Annotated in this window: 18 protein-coding genes and 1 riboswitch; of the genes, 5 read left to right on the top strand and 13 right to left on the bottom strand. The window is 72.8% G+C overall.

Annotated elements, in window-relative coordinates:
- The first annotated feature begins 60 nt into the window (after window positions 1-60).
- Complete coding sequence (locus CLV35_RS14140) at window positions 61-897, top strand: glycerophosphodiester phosphodiesterase (RefSeq protein WP_121194343.1); 837 nt, start codon at window positions 61-63, stop codon at window positions 895-897.
- Between the two features lie 3 nt (window positions 898-900).
- On the opposite strand, the gene CLV35_RS14135 is transcribed toward CLV35_RS14140, so the two are convergent.
- Genes CLV35_RS14135 through CLV35_RS14125 form a run of 3 tightly spaced genes read right to left on the bottom strand, consistent with a single transcriptional unit; the run spans window position 901 to window position 4075 of the window.
- On the bottom strand, window positions 901-1782 hold the full coding sequence (locus CLV35_RS14135) for a carbohydrate ABC transporter permease (protein WP_231121819.1): 882 nt from the start codon (window positions 1780-1782) through the stop codon (window positions 901-903).
- On the bottom strand, window positions 1779-2780 hold the full coding sequence (locus tag CLV35_RS14130) for a carbohydrate ABC transporter permease (protein ID WP_231121818.1): 1002 nt from the start codon (window positions 2778-2780) through the stop codon (window positions 1779-1781). Before CLV35_RS14130 ends, CLV35_RS14135 begins: the two co-directional genes overlap by 4 nt.
- 2 nt (window positions 2781-2782) lie before the next feature.
- A complete protein-coding gene (locus tag CLV35_RS14125; protein ID WP_121194130.1) occupies window positions 2783-4075 on the bottom strand; it encodes an extracellular solute-binding protein in 1293 nt (430 codons plus the stop codon).
- A gap of 175 nt (window positions 4076-4250) precedes the next feature.
- On the opposite strand from CLV35_RS14125, the gene CLV35_RS14120 reads away from it, so the two are divergent.
- The gene (locus CLV35_RS14120; RefSeq protein WP_183061981.1) at window positions 4251-5504 is read left to right on the top strand and encodes an ROK family protein; all 1254 of its coding nucleotides are present in this window, start codon (window positions 4251-4253) and stop codon (window positions 5502-5504) included.
- Between the two features lie 24 nt (window positions 5505-5528).
- On the opposite strand, the gene ypfJ is transcribed toward CLV35_RS14120, so the two are convergent.
- Both ypfJ and CLV35_RS20135 read right to left on the bottom strand, forming a co-directional pair.
- Window positions 5529-6425, bottom strand: a complete 897-nt coding sequence (gene ypfJ / locus CLV35_RS14115) for a KPN_02809 family neutral zinc metallopeptidase (protein WP_121194128.1) — start codon at window positions 6423-6425, stop codon at window positions 5529-5531.
- Window positions 6426-6468: 43 nt separating this feature from the next.
- Complete coding sequence (locus CLV35_RS20135) at window positions 6469-7146, bottom strand: VOC family protein (protein WP_183061980.1); 678 nt, start codon at window positions 7144-7146, stop codon at window positions 6469-6471.
- Window positions 7147-7197: 51 nt separating this feature from the next.
- Here CLV35_RS20135 and cysC point away from each other — a divergent pair, with 51 nt between their 5' ends.
- A complete protein-coding gene (gene cysC, locus CLV35_RS14110; protein ID WP_231121817.1) occupies window positions 7198-8472 on the top strand; it encodes an adenylyl-sulfate kinase in 1275 nt (424 codons plus the stop codon).
- On the opposite strand, the gene CLV35_RS14105 is transcribed toward cysC, so the two are convergent.
- From CLV35_RS14105 to CLV35_RS14075, 7 genes are all read right to left on the bottom strand, one after another.
- Window positions 8447-8671, bottom strand: coding sequence for a hypothetical protein (locus CLV35_RS14105; protein ID WP_121194126.1), 225 nt, complete (start codon window positions 8669-8671; stop codon window positions 8447-8449). The two genes, cysC and CLV35_RS14105, sit on opposite strands and share 26 nt — an antisense overlap.
- A 160-nt stretch (window positions 8672-8831) precedes the next feature.
- Complete coding sequence (locus CLV35_RS14100) at window positions 8832-10463, bottom strand: peptide ABC transporter substrate-binding protein (RefSeq protein ID WP_121194125.1); 1632 nt, start codon at window positions 10461-10463, stop codon at window positions 8832-8834.
- 84 nt (window positions 10464-10547) lie between these two features.
- The gene (gene cysN, locus CLV35_RS14095; protein WP_121194124.1) at window positions 10548-11795 is read right to left on the bottom strand and encodes a sulfate adenylyltransferase subunit CysN; all 1248 of its coding nucleotides are present in this window, start codon (window positions 11793-11795) and stop codon (window positions 10548-10550) included.
- On the bottom strand, window positions 11796-12716 hold the full coding sequence (gene cysD / locus CLV35_RS14090; protein ID WP_121194123.1) for a sulfate adenylyltransferase subunit CysD: 921 nt from the start codon (window positions 12714-12716) through the stop codon (window positions 11796-11798). It abuts the gene before it with no gap.
- The gene (locus CLV35_RS14085) at window positions 12713-13519 is read right to left on the bottom strand and encodes a 3'(2'),5'-bisphosphate nucleotidase CysQ (RefSeq protein WP_231121816.1); all 807 of its coding nucleotides are present in this window, start codon (window positions 13517-13519) and stop codon (window positions 12713-12715) included. The genes cysD and CLV35_RS14085 overlap by 4 nt, the downstream gene beginning before the upstream one ends.
- 59 nt (window positions 13520-13578) lie before the next feature.
- Window positions 13579-13692: riboswitch (SAM riboswitch) on the bottom strand.
- 55 nt (window positions 13693-13747) lie between these two features.
- The gene (locus CLV35_RS14080; protein WP_121194122.1) at window positions 13748-13978 is read right to left on the bottom strand and encodes an RNA-binding S4 domain-containing protein; all 231 of its coding nucleotides are present in this window, start codon (window positions 13976-13978) and stop codon (window positions 13748-13750) included.
- Window positions 13975-14325, bottom strand: coding sequence for a hypothetical protein (locus tag CLV35_RS14075; RefSeq protein ID WP_231121815.1), 351 nt, complete (start codon window positions 14323-14325; stop codon window positions 13975-13977). Before CLV35_RS14075 ends, CLV35_RS14080 begins: the two co-directional genes overlap by 4 nt.
- A gap of 229 nt (window positions 14326-14554) precedes the next feature.
- Here CLV35_RS14075 and CLV35_RS14070 point away from each other — a divergent pair, with 229 nt between their 5' ends.
- Both CLV35_RS14070 and CLV35_RS14065 read left to right on the top strand, forming a co-directional pair.
- On the top strand, window positions 14555-14932 hold the full coding sequence (locus CLV35_RS14070) for an ATP-binding protein (protein ID WP_121194339.1): 378 nt from the start codon (window positions 14555-14557) through the stop codon (window positions 14930-14932).
- Window positions 14881-15828: an RNA polymerase sigma factor SigF gene (locus tag CLV35_RS14065; RefSeq protein ID WP_407938215.1), complete on the top strand. Its 948-nt coding sequence runs from the start codon at window positions 14881-14883 to the stop codon at window positions 15826-15828. Before CLV35_RS14070 ends, CLV35_RS14065 begins: the two co-directional genes overlap by 52 nt.
- Before the next feature lie 34 nt (window positions 15829-15862).
- Here the strand turns inward: CLV35_RS14065 and CLV35_RS14060 are convergent, their stop codons facing one another.
- The gene (locus CLV35_RS14060; protein WP_147431973.1) at window positions 15863-16291 is read right to left on the bottom strand and encodes a hypothetical protein; all 429 of its coding nucleotides are present in this window, start codon (window positions 16289-16291) and stop codon (window positions 15863-15865) included.
- Between the last annotated feature and the right edge of the window lie 4 nt (window positions 16292-16295).

Genomic DNA, 16295 nt, shown 5'->3' with positions numbered 1-16295 from the left:
CCCACGCACGCCACCGGCACCTCCCCCTGCTCGTCGCCCGCGAGAGGCAGGCTCGTGCCCGTGCAGACCACGCGCGCGCAGACCACGGTGACGCTGCCCCTCGTCGTCGCCCACCGCGGCGCCTCGGCCGACGTCCCCGAGCACACGCTCGCGGCCTACGCCAAGGCGCTGGCCGACGGCGCCGACGGGCTCGAGTGCGACGTGCGGCTCACCCGCGACGGGCACCTCGTGTGCGTGCACGACCGGCGCGTCGACCGGACCTCCGACGGCCGGGGCGTCGTGTCGACCCTCGAGCTGGCCGACCTCGAGCAGCTGGACTTCGCGTCGTGGGCGCAGCCCGGTGGTGCCTACGACAGCATCGAGCCGGGCGGGCGAGGGGTGCTGACCCTCTCGCGGCTGCTCGACCTGGTCGCCTCGTCGCCCCGGCCCGTGCAGCTCGCGATCGAGACCAAGCACCCGACGCGCTGGGCCGGTCGGGTCGAGCGCAGCCTGGTCGACCTGCTCTCGGCGCACGACCTGGCCCGCCCGCGCCCGGGCCAGGGCAGCTCGGTGCGGGTGATGAGCTTCAGCACCCTGGCCCTGCGCCGGATCACCGACCTCGCGCCGGCGCTGCCGCTGGTGTGGCTGACCAGCCGGGCGCGGCTCGGCATCGCGACGCCGCGGGCCGTCGCCGGCGCGGTCGCCGGACTGCCCTCCGGGGTCGACGGCTTCGGCCCGAGCATCGGGCTGCTGCGCGAGCGGCCCGAGCTGGTGGCCGCGGCCCACGAGCGCGGCCGCAGCGTGCACGTGTGGACGGTCGACTCCGCCGCCGACGCCGAGCTGTGCGCGCGGCTCGGCGTCGACGTCGTCATCACCAACCGGCCCGCCGCCGTGCGGGCCGCGCTCCACGGGAGCTGAGGGCTACTTCACCGAGCCGGCGGTCAACCCGCCGACGAGGTGCTTCTCGATCGCCGCGAACAGCACCACGACCGGCACGATCGCGATGACCGAGGCGGCGAACAGCTGGTCCCAGTGCTGCTCGTAGCCGGTGACGTAGGACGTGATGCCCACCGTCAGCGGCTTCTTCGACTCGTCGAGCATCAGGGTGAGCGCGACGACGTACTCGTTCCAGGCCGCGATGAACGTGAACACCACCGCGGTCACGACGCCCGGCAGCGTCAGCGGCAGCATGATGCGCAGCAGGGTGGCGACCCGGCCGCACCCGTCGAGGTTGGCGGCCTCGTCGACCTCCTTGGGGATGGAGGCGAAGAACCCCTGCAGGATCCACACCGCGAAGGCCAGGTTGAAGGCCGCGTTGGTGAGGATGATCGCGAGGTAGGTGTTGACCAGGTTGAGGCTGAAGAACTCGCGGTAGAGCCCGACGACCAGCGAGGTCGGCGAGAACATCTGGGTCACGAGCACGAGCAGCAGGAACGCGGTGCGGCCCGGGAAGCGGAAGCGTGCGGTGAAGTAGGCCGCGGGGATCGAGACCACGACGACGATGAGCGTCGACGCGCACGCCACCAGCACCGAGGTCTTGAGCCAGTTGAGGAAGCGGGTGTCGCCCAGCACGTCGCTGTAGGTCGAGAGCTGCCAGTGGCGCGGCAGCAGCGAGGCCGGCGTCTGGACGACGTCGCTGCTGGGCCGCAGGGAGTTGAGCAGCATGACGATGTAGGGCGCCAGGAAGACGAGCGCCACCAGCGCTCCGACGACCGGCAGGACGATGCGCCGGTTGCGCGCCCACCCGCTGACCGGCCGGGAGTGGTACGCGGTGGTGCCGGTCGTCGTCGCTGCGGCGCTCACGCGGTCTCCTCCCGCCAGCTCGTCACCTTCAGGTAGGCCATGACGACCACCAGGATGAGCAGCACGTTGAAGACGCCTGCTGCTGCGGACATGCCCACGTCCTTCTCGGCGCTCTTGAACGCCAGCTTGTACATGAACGTGATGGTGGTGTCGTGGCCGAACCCGGGGTTGCGGTCGTTGAGCGTCCAGATGATGGGGAACGAGTTGAACACGTAGATGATGTTCAGCACGCTCGCGACCAGCAGAGCCGGACGCAGCAGCGGCAGGGTCACCGAGCGGTAGACCTGCCAGGAGCTGGCGCCGTCCATGCGGGCCGCCTCGTAGACGTCGTGCGGGATCGCGTTGAGGCCCGCGACGAAGACGAAGGCGGTGAACGGGATGGAGACGAACACGCCCACCAGCACCATCGAGGGCATGATCCAGGAGTCGCTGCCGAGGAAGTCGATCGGCGTGCTGATGACGTGGAGCTTGGTCAGCACGAGGTTGAGCGTGCCGTAGTAGTAGTCGTAGACCAGCACGAACGTCTTGGCCGTGATGACCAGCGACGCCGCCCACGGCACGATGATCGCGTAGCGCACGAACCGCCTGCCCGCGAAGTCCTTGGTGAGGAACTGCGCGAGCGCCAGGCTGATCAGCACGGTGAGCGCGACCACCGAGACCACCCAGACCAGCGTGTTGAGCAGCACCGTGCCGAGCTCGGGGTGGTGCAGGACCTGGTCGAAGTTGCGGCCGCCGGCCCCGCCGAGCCGCAGCCCGGTGATGGAGTACCTGCTGAAGGCGGCGCGGACCAGCTCGTAGGCCGGGAAGATGACGACGCCCACGATGAGGGCGAGCGCCGGGCCCAGCCACAGCAGCGCCTGCAGCGGCGAGGTGCGCGTGCCGGTGTAGCGCCGACGGCGACGCGGGGCCCCGGCGGGCTCCAGCGTCAGCGCGCCCCCGCCGGCGGTCACCGTCGGTGCGGTGACCGCCGCCGGGGACGAGGGGTCGTGCTGGGGCACGGTCAGCCGCCGTTCTCAGCAGTCTTCTGGAGCTGGTCGAGGACCGACTTCGGGTTGCCCGTGATGCCGGCGCCGATGTTCTGCTGCACCGCGAGCTTCACCTTGTCCCAGGTGGGGTCGTCGGTGGGCGTCAGGTGCACGTTGGGCAGCGTGTCGAGGTAGACCTTGAGCTTCGGGTCCGAGCCGAACACCTGCAGGCCGGAGGTGGTGACGGGCAGGAAGCCCTCGGCCTTGATGAAGGTGTTGATCTGGTCCTTCTGGTAGTAGAGGTCGTAGAACGCCTTGACCGCGTCCTGGTTGCCCGACTTCTTGAACGCCATGAGGTAGTCGGTGACGCCGAAGGTCTGCGGCTCGCCGGACTTCGTGGGCATCGGCGCGACGCCGTAGTTGACCTTGCCGTCCTTGTCGAGGTCGGCGGCCAGCGGCGAGAAGCCCACGATCATGCCGACCTTGCCGGACTTGAACAGGTTGAACGCGTCGGCGCGGTTGGTCTTGGCCGGGTTGTTCTGCGTCACCTTGTCGACGGTGGCGAGCTTCTTCATGAAGGTGAGGGTCTCGACGTTGGCGGGCGAGTTGATCGTCCACTTGCCGTCGGACTTCCAGTCACCGCCGTTGTTGAACGCCCAGATGGAGAACTCGCCCTGAGCCTCCTCGGGACCGAGCGGCATGGCGTAGCCGATGGTGCCGCTGCCGAGCGCCTGGATCTTCTTGGCGTCGGCCTCGAACTCGTCCCACGTCTTGGGAGGCGCCGAGATGCCCGCCTTGGTGAAGAGGTCCTTGTTGTAGAAGAACGCGCGGGCGGACGAGAGGTCGGGGAAGCCGTACATCTTGCCGTCGAAGGTGCCGCTCTTGACGAACGCCGGCAGGATGTCGCTCTTGACGTCGGGGCTGAGCACGTCGTCGGCGCTGTAGAGCAGGCCGTCCTTCGCGTAGCTCGCGTAGACGTTGAGGTTGAGGATGTCGGGCGCGTTGTTGTTCTGGATCATCGTGCTGCTGGTCTGGTCGATCGCGTCCCAGCTCACGACCTGCACGTCGAGCGTGTTGCCGGTCTTCGCCTTGTAGGCGGTGGCGAAGTCGTTCCAGAAGGCGGCCGTGTGGTCCTTGGAGTACTCGGCGGCGACCAGCTTGATGGTGGTCGGCTTCGCCGAGCCGCCCGCGCTCGAGGCGCCGGCCGCGGGAGTGCCGGCGCTGCTGCCGCCGCCGGCGTTGTCGCTGCCGGTGCCGCCGCCGCAGGCGGCCAGCGCGAGGGCCAGGACCCCGGCTCCGACGGAGGCGAGGGGTAGACGTCGTGGCATGGGGCTCCTCAGGAGAGCGGTGGTCCGACGCGGGTGGTGCGGACGACGGCGGGGGTGCGGGTCGGTCGACCCAGGTGGACGCGAGGCGCTTTACTAAAGAACGCTGCCTTTATAACGTGTGGCGCGCAGGTGCACAAGGATCCGCCTGCACCCGACTCGAAGAAGGCGGTGTCGCGTGCCGCGTCGGCTCAACACCGCCCTCGTGCTGAACGCCGTGCGGCTCGCCGCTCCTGCGGGGCAGCGCATCGCCGAGCTCGTCGCGGCCACGGGGCTGGCCCGGCCGACCGTCGCGCTGGCGGTCGAGGACCTGGTGGCCGAGGGGCTCCTGGTCCCCTCGACCCCCTCGCAGGAGGGCGGGCTCGGACGCCCAGCCGTACGCGTGCAGCTCGCCGGCAGCGCGGCGCACGTGCTCGGCGTCGACCTCGGCGTGCACTCCGTGGCCGTCGCCGTCGCCGACCTCACCGGCCGCTGGCTCGCACTCGTCCGGGAGCCCGTCGCCGCCGACGGCTCGGGGCCTGCCGACGACGGCACCGACGCGATGCTGCGCGCGCTGAGCACCGCCGTCGACGGTGCGCTCTCCGAGGCCGGGCTGGGCGTCGACGCCGTCGCAGGGCTCACCGTTGGCACGCCTGGCATCGTCGACGCAGAGGGCCGCATCTCCTTCGCCGGAGCGCGCGGGCAGTGGTCGAGCATGGCCCTGCTCGAGCAGCTGGAAGCGACGTTCCGCGCCCCCCTGCGCCTGGAGAACAACGCCAACCTGGTGGCGAGCGCCGTCTACGCGTCCCAGGTGTCGCCGCCGCACACGCTGCTCGCGGTGCAGTGGGGCGAACGGCTCGGCGCCGGCATCGTCATCGACGGCGTGGTGCACCGGGGCGCCACCGCGGCGGCGGGCGAGATCGGCTACGTCTCGCCGCGCGGCGCGCCCGTGCGCATCGGCATGGCCGAGCAGGGCCCGCTCGAGGCGCGCATCGGCACGGCCGGCATCGTGGCGCGGGCGGCCGCGGCGGCGGCCGATGTGCCGACCTCGGCGCTCCACCCGTTGCTGTCCGGCACCCGTGGCGCCGCCGACGCGGCCCTCGTCTTCGAGGCCGCTGCGGGGGGCGACGAGACCGCCCGCAGCGTGGTCGCGGAGGTCGCCGAGGTCTTCGCGGCAGCCATCGCGCCGGTCGTGCTGGCCCTCAACCCCGACGCGCTCGTCATCGGCGGCGGCATCGCCCGCGCCGGCTCGCTGCTCACCGAGGCCATCCAGGTGCGGCTCGACCGGCTCACCCTGCACAGCCCGCGCGTCGAGCTCTCCACCCTGGCTCAGGACGCGGTGGTCACCGGTGCCGTGCAGGTCGCGCGCGAGGACCTCTGGCGCCGCCTGCTCGCGACCGACGACGAGCGGGTCGACCTGCTGCGCGAGCCGCGGGTCAGCCTCGCGCGCTGAGCCGGGCCCGAGGGGGCGGCGGCCTCAGACCGAGAAGGCGCAGTCGTCGATGTCGCCGTTGGCGTAGCCCGTCGAGAACGCCGCGCGCCGCTGGGCCGAGGTGCCGTGGGTGAAGGAGTCGGGGTCGACCGAGCCGCTGGTCTTGCGCTGGATGGCGTCGTCACCGACGGCCGCAGCGGCGTTGAGCGCCTCGTCGAGCTGGTCCGGGGTGATGGTCTGGTTGCCGTGCTCGTCGGCGAGCTTGCCGTAGGCGCCGGCGTAGCAGTCGGCCTGCAGCTCGAGCTCCACCGACAGCGCGTTGGTCTGCCGCGGCTGCGCCTGCTGCGCCGCGCGCACCTTCTCCTCGGTGCCGAACAGGTTCTGCAGGTGGTGACCGACCTCGTGCGCCACGATGTAGGACTGCGCGTAGCGGCCCTGCGCGCCGAACTGGCTCTGCAGCTGGGCCAGGAAGTCGAGATCCATGAAGACCTCCTGGTCCGGCGGGCAGTAGAACGGCCCGACGGACGCGGTGGCACGCCCGCAGCCGGTGGTCGTCGCCGAGCTGAAGAACGAGAGCCGCGGGTCGGAGTAGCGCGCGCCGCGCCGCTGCAGCTCCGCGGTCCAGACCTCGTTGATCTCGTTGTAGGACTTGATGACGTAGCAGTCGTCGTACTTCTCGATGGCGCCGTCGGAGTTGCAGCGGTCGCTGAGCTGCTGGGCCGTCTCGCCGGTGCCGGTGCCCGTGGCGCCACCGACGCCCTGCAGGCCCGAGACGTCGAAGCCGCCGCTCGAGCCGCCGCCCAGCAGCTGGAACAGCACGTAGACCACCACGCCGACGACACCGAGGCCGCCACCGCCTGCGGCGAGCGCGCCGCCCCCCAGGCCGCCGCCGCGGCGGTCGTCGACACCTGACACATCGACCCGCTGGTCGTCGAAGCCCATGCGCCACGGACTACCCGCCGCGCCCGCGGCTCACGCGCCCGCTTCAGTCGGGGACGAAGGCGCAGAACTCGTTGCCGTCTGGGTCGGCCAGCACGTCCCAGCGGATGTCGTCGCCCTTCGCGCGCACCAGCGTGGCACCGCGCTCGAGCAGCGCGGCGGTCTCGCCGTCGACGTCCCAGTGCATCCGGTTCTTGACCGTCTTGGGCTCCGGCACGCCCACGAACTTGATGAGGTCGAAGGGCAGCCCCTCGACCTCGCCAAGCCAGCGGGGTGCGCCGTCGGACGGCGTCACCAGCCGGGCACCGAGGACGTCGGCCCACCAGGCGGCGATGCGCACGGGGTCGTTGCTGTCGACGACGAGCGCGCTGGGCTCGCCCGGCTTCGGCGCGAAGACGCAGAACTCGTTGCCCTCGGGGTCGACCAGGACCGACCAGCTCCCGCCCGTCTGCTCCGGCGTCATGACGACCCGGGCACCGAGGTCGACCAGCCGGTCGAGGTCGTCGCGCACCAGGTCGAGGTGGACCCGGTTCTTCACGGTCTTGGGCTCGGGGACCGCGTTGACCCAGACGGTGCGACCGGGCTCGCCGCCGCGCATGACGCCGTCAGCGCTGCCGTCGGGCTGCTCCGGGACGAGCTCGAGCACGGACGACCAGAACTCGAGCGCCACCGACGCGTCGGAGGCGTCGAGGATGAGGTCCTTCCAGCGTGCGATCCCTGTCATGGCCGCCACCCTGGCACGCACCGGGCGCCGCGCGCCAGGCACTCTTGCCTCGTGACCGAGCACCCCCTGCGCATCGACGACGCCCGGGCCGACGACGTCGAGCTCGCCCTCGACGGGCTGCTGGCCGCCGACGTCGCGGAGCTGCCCGTGCCGCTGGTGGCCCCCGAGGGCATCTCGCCCGGTGACCGCGTGGTCCTCGTCGACCGCGAGGCCGTGCCCTTCGCTGCCGTCGACCCGGTGGCGACGTCGGCGGAGGGCCGCCTCGCCGGACCGCTCGTACGTCTGCGGCACCGCAGCGCCCGCGAGCTCGACACGCTGCGGCTCCTGGTGCCCGCTGCGGCCGGCACCGTCCTCGTGCCCACCGGCCGCCCGCTGCACCGCCACGACGTGGCCGCCGTGCAGGAGCAGGCGGGCCCTGCGCCCGTCGTGCTGGTGGCGCTGACCGGCGCCGGCCAGCCGTGGGCGCCCACCGACCTGGTGCGCGCGCTCGAGCAGCTGCCGGACGTCGTCGAGGGGCGGTGGCAGGTGCGTACGCTGCCCCTCCCCGCGCATCCCGACCTCCCTGCCGAGCAGGAAGCCGCGCTGCACCGGCGCGTCTGCGCCGCGGCCGGCGCGGCGTCGGTCGTGCTGCCGGTCGCCGGCCCGCTCTCCGACGACGAGCTCGACGAGCTGCTGGCCGCCGGAGGGGCGCTCCCGGCGGGCTTCACCTACGACGGGGTCGAGGGGGCGCTGCGCAGGTCGCGCCCGCCGAGGGCCGAGCGCGGGCTCGTCGTGCTGTTCACCGGGCTCTCCGGCTCGGGCAAGTCGACCGTCGCCCGAGCGGTCGTCGAGCAGCTGCGCGAGCGGTCGACGCGTACGACCACGCTGCTCGACGGCGACGTCGTGCGCACCATGCTGTCGTCGGGGCTGGGCTTCTCGCGCCCGGACCGCGAGCTCAACGTGCGCCGCATCGGCTGGGTGGCGGCGGAGGTCGGCCGGCACGGCGGCACCGCCGTGTGCGCGCCCATCGCCCCCTACGCCGCGGTGCGCGACGAGGTGCGCGCGATGGCCCGGGCCGCGGGAGCCGAGTACGTGCTGGTGCACGTCGCGACGCCGCTGGAGGTGTGCGAGGCGCGCGACCGCAAGGGCCTCTACGCCAAGGCGCGCCGGGGCGAGATCCCGGAGTTCACGGGCATCTCCGACCCCTACGAGGAGCCGGCCGACGCCGACCTGCGCATCGACACGGCCGACACCCCGCTCGACGAGTGCGTCGCGCAGGTGTGGGCGCTGCTGGCGGCGCGCGGCCTGGTGCAGCGGAGCCTCAGCCCCGCCCCCGCCACGCCATGACGGCGCCGCGGGACAGCGCCGAGAGGATGCTGCCCGCGCTGGCGAACGAGCCGATGCAGCCGGCCGACAGCGCCGACCCGATCGACCCGACGGAGAGCACCGAGCCGATCGAGCCCACGGACAGCACCGAGCCCTTCGACCAGGCGGACAGGATCGACGCCTCGGAGCGGTAGGACAGGATCGAACGACGAGGCGTCATCCCCGCATCCTGGCACCGCGGGTGGCGCCTGGGCGAGGTCGTTGCGGAGCTCAGCGGTAGAAACCGCGGGCCGGCGGTAGCCCCTTTGCTACCGCCGGGCTGCCCCCGCTACCGCTCAGCTCGACCCTGCTACCGCTGAGCCTCATCTGCTACCGCTCGACTACCCGACGCGGAGGCCCACCAGGTCGATCGACTCGAAGGCGTCGATCGAGAGGTCGTGCACCCGGGCCGAGCGCAGGGAGGTCGTCTGCCCGAAGAACAGCGGCACCAGCGGCACGTCGGCCGCGACGAGGTCCTCCGCCTGCGCCCAGTCGGCCTGCGCACGCTCGGCGCTCGCTGCCGAGCGGCCGGCGGCGAGCAGCGAGTCGACGCGCGGGTTGCTGTAGCCGACGAGGTTCGACGCCCCGGTCGAGCTGTAGAGCGGCGTCAGGTAGTTCTCGACCGACGGGTAGTCGAGCGTCTGCGCCAGCCGGAAGGCGCCGAAGCTCTTCTTGGCCGCTGCGGCCTTGCCCATCGCGTCGAGCAGGGTCGGGAAGTCGGCGGCCGGGGTGGCCCGGCACGGGATGCCGAGCGCGTCGGTGACCGAGTGGCAGGCGGCGACGACCCAGTCGCGGTGCGGGCCGTCGGCGTTGTAGCGGATCGAGAGCGCGGGAAGGGTCTTCGCTCCCCCGGCGGCCTCGAACAGCGCGCGGGCGGCAGCCGGGTCGTAGGTGCACGTCTCGCCACAGCTGCCCGGGCGGTAGCCCGGGGCGCTGGGGCCGACGAAGGCGTCGGCCGGGGTGCGGGTGCCGGCGAAGACCGTGCGCGCGATCGTCGCCCGGTCGACCGACATGGAGATCGCCTTGCGGACGCGCACGTCCGCGAGCTGCGGGTCGAAGCCGGGCAGCCCGATGAAGGCGAAGTAGCTGGACGGGAAGGTCTGGTAGCGGTCGCCGAACTCCGCGCGCCGGGCGAGCGTCGAGGGTGAGAGGCCCGTGACGACGTCGACGGCGTCGGAGGCGAGGTCGTTGACCGCGGTGTCCATCGACGCGTAGACCGTGAAGTCCACGCCGTCGACGTGCGGCTGCGTGCCGCGGTAGCCGGCGAAGCGCTCCAGCGTCACCCGCTGGTCGGGCACCCAGGCCCCGAGGCGGAACGGCCCGTTGCCGACCGGTGCCTCGGCGAAGCCCTCGGGGTCGGTCAGCGCGACATGCGGCAGCGGGTAGAACGCCGGGTTGCCGAGCTCGGCGAGGAACGTGGTGTCCGGGTGGGCCAGCGTGACCGTGAAGGTGTGTGCGTCGACGACGTGCAACCCTCGCATCGTCTGCGCCCTGGGACGCAGCGGCTCCCCCGAGTCGTCCACGGGCGCGACGTCGTCGTAGCCCTCGATCGGTGCGTAGAACGGGCCGGCGTACTGCCCGTGGGTGCCGAGCGCGCCGTAGTTCCAGGCATCGACGAAGGACGACGACGTCACGGCCTCGCCGTTGTGGAACGTCCACCCGGACGCCAGCCGTACGGTCCAGTGCTGGTGGTCCGACGTGGTCACCGCCTTGGCGAGCGGTGTGAGCACGGGGGCGGTGCGGCTGTCGTACGCGACCAGCCCGGTGAACAGCCCGTGCACGATGCCGATGCCGGCCGTCTCGTCGGCGGCGGTGGGCGTGATCGCGTCGGGCTCCGGGATCGCGATGCGTACGCGGCCGTCGCCCTGCGCACCGCCCGTCGGCGTCGCCGACCCGCCGCACCCAGCCAGGACGGCCGCGGCCGTCACCACCGCGCCCGCCGCAGCGAGCCCTCGTCGCACCCGTACTCGCACAGACGTCTCCTCGCAGGTTCCTCGTTCAGGAACCCACTACGGCCGCGGGGTGCCGGTCGTGAGGAGAGCGGTGTGTCGCGTCGGTCACTCGGAGGGGTGGACCATCCCTGCCCCGACGGTGCGGTTGGTGGCCTCGTCGATGAGGATGAAGCCGCCGGTCGTGCGGTTGCGGGCGTAGGGGTCGGCGAACAGCGGCACGGTGGTGCGCAGGCGTACGCGGCCGATGTCGTTGAGCCCCAGAGCGTCCACCGTGACGTCGCGGTGCAGGCTGTTGACGTCGAGGCGGTACTGCAGCTCCTTGACCATCGCGCGCGCCGAGCGCGTCGTGTGCTTGATCGCCAGCTTCTGGCCGGCGCGCAGCGGCTCGTCGGTCATCCAGCACACCATCGCGTCGACGTCCTGCGTCGCGTGCGGCGCGTTGTGCGGACGGCACAGCATGTCGCCGCGGGAGATGTCGATCTCGTCCTCGAGCCGGATGGTGACCGCCATCGGCGCGAACGCCTCGGCGACCGGGCCGTCGGCCGTGTCGATGGACGCGATGCGCGAGGTGAAGCCGCTGGGCAGCACCTGGACCTCGTCGCCCGGCTTGAAGACGCCGCTCGCGATGGTGCCGGCGTAGCCGCGGTAGTCGGGGAACTCGCGCGACTGCGGCCGGATGACGTACTGCACCGGGAAGCGCGCGTCGACCAGGTTGCGGTCGCTCGCGATGTGCACGTGCTCGAGGTGGTGGAGCAGAGAAGGCCCGTCGTACCACGGCATGTTGGTCGACCGGTGCACGATGTTGTCGCCCTCGAGCGCCGAGATCGGGATGATCGTGAGGTCGGGCACCTCGAGCTTGGTCGCGAAGGCCGTGAACTCCTCGTGGATCTCCTCGAAGACCTCCTGCGACCAGTCGACGAGGTCCATCTTGTTGACGGCGACGACGAGGTGCGGGACGCGCAGGAGCGACACCAGGAACGCGTGCCGGCGGCTCTGCTCGAGGATGCCCTTGCGCGCGTCGACGAGCACGATGGCGAGGTCTGCAGTGGACGCACCGGTCACCATGTTGCGGGTGTACTGGATGTGGCCCGGGGTGTCGGCGATGATGAAGGTACGCCGAGGTGTGGCGAAGTAGCGGTAGGCCACGTCGATCGTGATGCCCTGCTCGCGCTCGGCGCGCAGGCCGTCGGTCAGCAGGGCGAGGTTGACGTAGTCGTTGCCGGCGGAGGCCCGCTCGACCGCTTCGTACTGGTCCTCGAAGATCGACTTGCTGTCGTAGAGCAGCCGGCCGATCAGCGTGCTCTTGCCGTCGTCGACCGAGCCCGCCGTGGCGAAGCGCAGGATGTCGCTCATCTAGAAGTACCCCTCGCGCTTGCGGTCCTCCATGGCTGCCTCGCTGACCCGGTCGTCGCCGCGGGTCGCGCCGCGCTCGGTCAGCCGCGTCGTCGCCACCTCGGCGACCACCTTGTCGAGCGTGTCGGCGTCGGAGCGTACGGCTGCGGTGAGGTTCGCGTCGCCCATCGTGCGGTAGCGCACGCGCTCGGTCGTCACCGTCTCGCCCTCGCGGGGGACGACGAACTCGTTGACGGCGTAGAGCATGCCGTCGCGCTCGACCACCTCGCGCTCGTGGGCGAGGTAGAGCGCCGGGATGTCGATCTGCTCGGCCGCGATGTAGGACCAGATGTCGAGCTCGGTCCAGTTGGACAGCGGGAAGACGCGGATCGACTCGCCGAGGTGGATGCGCCCGTTGTAGAGGTTCCAGAGCTCGGGGCGCTGGTTCTTGGGGTCCCACTGGCCGAAGTCGTCGCGGAAGGAGAACACCCGCTCCTTGGCGCGCGCCTTCTCCTCGTCGCGGCGGGCCCCGCCGAACAGCGCGGTGAAGCGGTGCTTCTCGACGGCCTCGAGGAGCACCGGCGTCTGGATGCGGTTGCGCGAGCCGTTGGGCTCCTCGCGCACGGTGCCGCGCTCGATCGCGTCGGGCACGGAGGCGACCAGCAGCTGGACGCCGAGCTCCTGGGCCCGGCGGTCGCGGAACTCGAGCACCTCGGGGAAGTTGAGCCCGGTGTCGACGTGCATCACCGGGAAGGGGATGCGCGCCGGCCAGAACGCCTTCTCGGCCAGGCGGAGCATGACGATCGAGTCCTTGCCGCCGGAGAAGAGCAGCACCGGGCGCTCGAGCTCCGCGACGACCTCGCGGAAGATGTGGATCGACTCCGCCTCGAGCGACTGGAGCTGGCTGAGGCGGTAGTCGTGCGCGGACCCGGGGACCGTCATCGCGCGATCGTCTCCTTCCCTGCGTCGTCGGACTGCTGCGAGAGCCGCGCGATGGCGGCCAGCACGTCGTCGGCGAGCTCGGCGCGGCACACCACCAGGTCGGGCAGCGACACGTCGGCCTGGTTGTAGAGGAGCGGCGAGCCGTCGACGCGGCTGGTGTGCAGCCCTGCCGCGCGGGCGACGGCGACGGGCGCGGCGCTGTCCCACTCGTACTGCCCGCCGGTGTGCACGTAGGCGTCCACCTCGCCGCGGACGACGGCGGCGGCCTTGTAGCCCGCCGAGCCGAGCGGCACCAGCTCGCCGCCGAGCGCTTCGGCGACGCCCGTGACCAGCGCTGTCGCGCGGGTGCGGCTGACCGCGAAGCGCGGGGCGGCCCTGCCGTCGCGCGGCGGCGGAGGGGGCACGTCGTCGGTGGCCAGCACGGTGCCGAGGCCCGGGAGCGCGACGGCGGCGTCGGTGAGCTCGCCGTCCTGCCAGAGCGCGACGTGCACGGCCCAGTCGGGACGGCCCGCCTCGCCGAACTCGCGGGTGCCGTCGAGCGGGTCGACGATCCACACGCGGCGCGCGGACAGCCGGGCCGGGTCGTCGACGCCCTCCTCGGAGAGCACGGCGTCACCGGGGCGCAGCCGCGCCAGCAGCTCGACGATCGTCTCGTGGGCGGCGCGGTCGCCGCGGTCGCGCAGGTCGGGCGCGTCGGGGTAGGTCGCCCTCAGAGCCAGCAGGACGTCGGCGGCCTCGCCCGCCGCGGCCCGGGCCACCGCGACGTCGCTGGCCGTCGAGGCCGACCGCTCGGCCCCGGTCACTGTGCGCTCCGGCTCACTGTGCGCTCCGCTCCAGCCCTCTGGCGCTCGGGACGTCCCGAGGACCACGCTTGCCGACCGCCCTGCGCGGCCCGCCTGGTCGTCACCCGGAGCACCCCACCGTGGCGGAGGGTTGCCGGCCAGCGAGCCGGGGCTTGTCGCTGGCGCTCATGACCTCCGCCAAGGATGCCACAGGCGTCGCCCGTCCCCGGGCGCCAGGCCGGGCGCGGATCAGGCCAGGCGCACCGAGCGGCCGTCGCACTCGACGGTGTCACCGGCCGCGAGCTGGGCGCCGCGCCGCGTCTCGACCGCGCCGTTGACCCGCACCCGCCCCTGCTCGACCGCCAGCTTGGCCTCGCCGCCCGTGTCGACGAGCCCGGCCAGCTTGAGCAGCTGCCCGAGCCGGATGCCGCGCTCGCCCACCTCGACCGTGCCGAGGCCGGTCCCGTCGCCGTCGCTCACCGCACGTAGCCCCCGTCGTGGAGACCTGCCTCGATCTCGAACCGGTTGTGCAGGGGGTCCCGCCCGGCGCGCAGGTAGAGCAGAGCGAACCACAGCCCGTAGGTACGCCACTGCTCGACGTGCACCCGCTCGTGCCGCAGCCGCTCGGGCGAGCGCGCCCAGGGGGCGCTGCCGCAGACGTAGGTGTCGCCCCAGGTGACGCCGCCGCGCGGGTAGGCGCGGCGCGGGAGCCCGTGCCGGACGTGCATGCCGTCGTGCTCCTCCGCGGCAGCGCCGAGCAGCGCCGCGTAGGCGCGCGCCAGCCGGCCGACGAGCGCGGCCTGCCGGGCGGCGAGCGGGACGACCACCTCCGGCACGCTAGGCCTGCGCGGGCGCGGGCGGAAGCCCCCCGGTGCGCTCGCGTGCGGGCCGCCGGTCACGGGGTACCGTGGGCAGCGCCGCTCGGGGACCCGCCCCGCGCGTCCGCAGTGCGCGTCCGCAGAGGAGTCCGGGTTGAGCGAGAGCGGCCTGTCAGCTGTCCCGCAGCAGACGACCCAGCAGACCGAGCAGGGACCGTGGGGGACGAGCTCCGACGCCGTGCAGGTCACGCTGCCCGCGTCGAGCGCCTACCTCTCGGTGCTGCGCACCGCGACGGCCGGGCTCGCCGCCCGCCTCGACTTCACCCTCGACGAGATCGAGGACCTCCGCATCGCCGTGGACGAGGCCTGCGCGATGCTCCTGCCGCAGGCCGCCCCGGGCGCCGACCTCAGCTGCACCTTCGAGCTCGAGGCCGACGGGCTGCTCATCACCGTGAGCGCCCCCACCACGCGCGGCAGCCTGCCCGAGCGCGAGACCTTCTCCTGGACCGTGCTCACCGCGCTGGCCGGCGAGGTCGACGCCGGCGTGGGCGAGGGCCTGACCGTCTGGATCTCGCTGCACAAGCGCCGCGAGCAGCTCGCGGGCGTGGGCGCGTGACCGGCGGCCCCGTCGCGGGTCCCGAGGTCGTCGTGTCGCCCGAGGGCACCGTCGAGCTCGTCGACGAGACCGCCGGGCCGGCCGAGGCCGCCCCCGAGGCGCCGGCACGCGTCGTCATCCCCGCCTCCTCGGGCGTCGGCGTCGACCGCGAGCGCACGAAGGCGCTGTTCGCCACCCTCGCCGGCATCGAGGCCGACACCCCGGAGCACAAGCGGGTCCGCGACGCGCTCGTCGAGCAGCACCTGCCGCTCGTCGAGCACCTCGCCCGCCGCTTCCGCAACCGCGGCGAGCCCTACGACGACCTCGTGCAGGTCGCCACGATCGGGCTGATCAAGTCGGTCGACCGCTTCGACCCGTTCCGCGGCGTCGAGTTCTCGACCTACGCGACCCCGACCATCGTCGGCGAGATCAAGCGCCACTTCCGCGACAAGGGCTGGGCCGTGCGCGTGCCCCGGCGCCTGCAGGAGCTGCGCCTCACCCTCACCCAGGCCACCGGCGAGCTGTCGCAGAAGAACGGGCGCAGCCCCACGGTGCACGAGCTGGCCGAGCACCTCGGCATCACCGACGAGGAGGTCCTCGAGGGCCTCGAGTCGGCCAACGCCTACTCCACCCTCTCCCTCGACGCCAGCGACCAGGGCGACGAGGACTCCGTGGCGGTCGTCGACACCCTGGGCGTCGACGACGAGGCGCTCGAGGGCGTCGAGTACCGCGAGTCGCTCAAGCCGATGCTCGAGCGGCTGCCCCCGCGCGAGCAGAAGATCCTGCTGCTGCGCTTCTTCCGCGGCATGACCCAGTCGGAGATCGCGGTCGAGGTCGGCATCTCGCAGATGCACGTGTCACGGCTGCTCGCCCGCACGCTGGCCCAGCTGCGCGAGGGCCTGCTCACCGAGGACTGAGGGCCCGCACTCGCTGCGGTGGCGTGCGACAGGGCTACGGGCGGGCGCCGTCGTCGAGGCGGCCGCCCACCTGCGGCAGCAGCACGAGCACCAGCGCCACGGCGGCGACGACCAGCATCGGCACGCCCGCGGCCCACACGCCGGCGCCCAGGACCGTCGGCGCCATGAGCAGGGCGATCAGCTGCGACAGGATCCCGAGCGAGCGCGCCCAGCGCCGGCGGTGCAGCATCGCGCGCGCGGCGAGCAGCAGCACCCCGCCGTAGAGCCCGAACAGCAGCACGAGCGACAGGAAGAGCCCGACGTTGCCGCCGCCGCCGGCGACGACCGACGCCAGCACCAGCAGGCCGAGCACCACCAGCGCGGCGCCCTCCAGCGCGACGCAGGCGGCGAGCACGACGAGCCCGGGCTCGCGGGTGCGCCCCGGGGTCCCAGGTGTGGCGGGCGGCGGGGAGGTAGCGGACACCGCG

Source organism: Motilibacter peucedani, assembly GCF_003634695.1.
Taxonomy (GTDB): Bacteria; Actinomycetota; Actinomycetes; order Motilibacterales; family Motilibacteraceae; genus Motilibacter; species Motilibacter peucedani.
The sequence above is the reverse complement of the archived record's forward strand: the minus strand, read 5'-3'. Positions and strand labels throughout refer to the sequence as shown.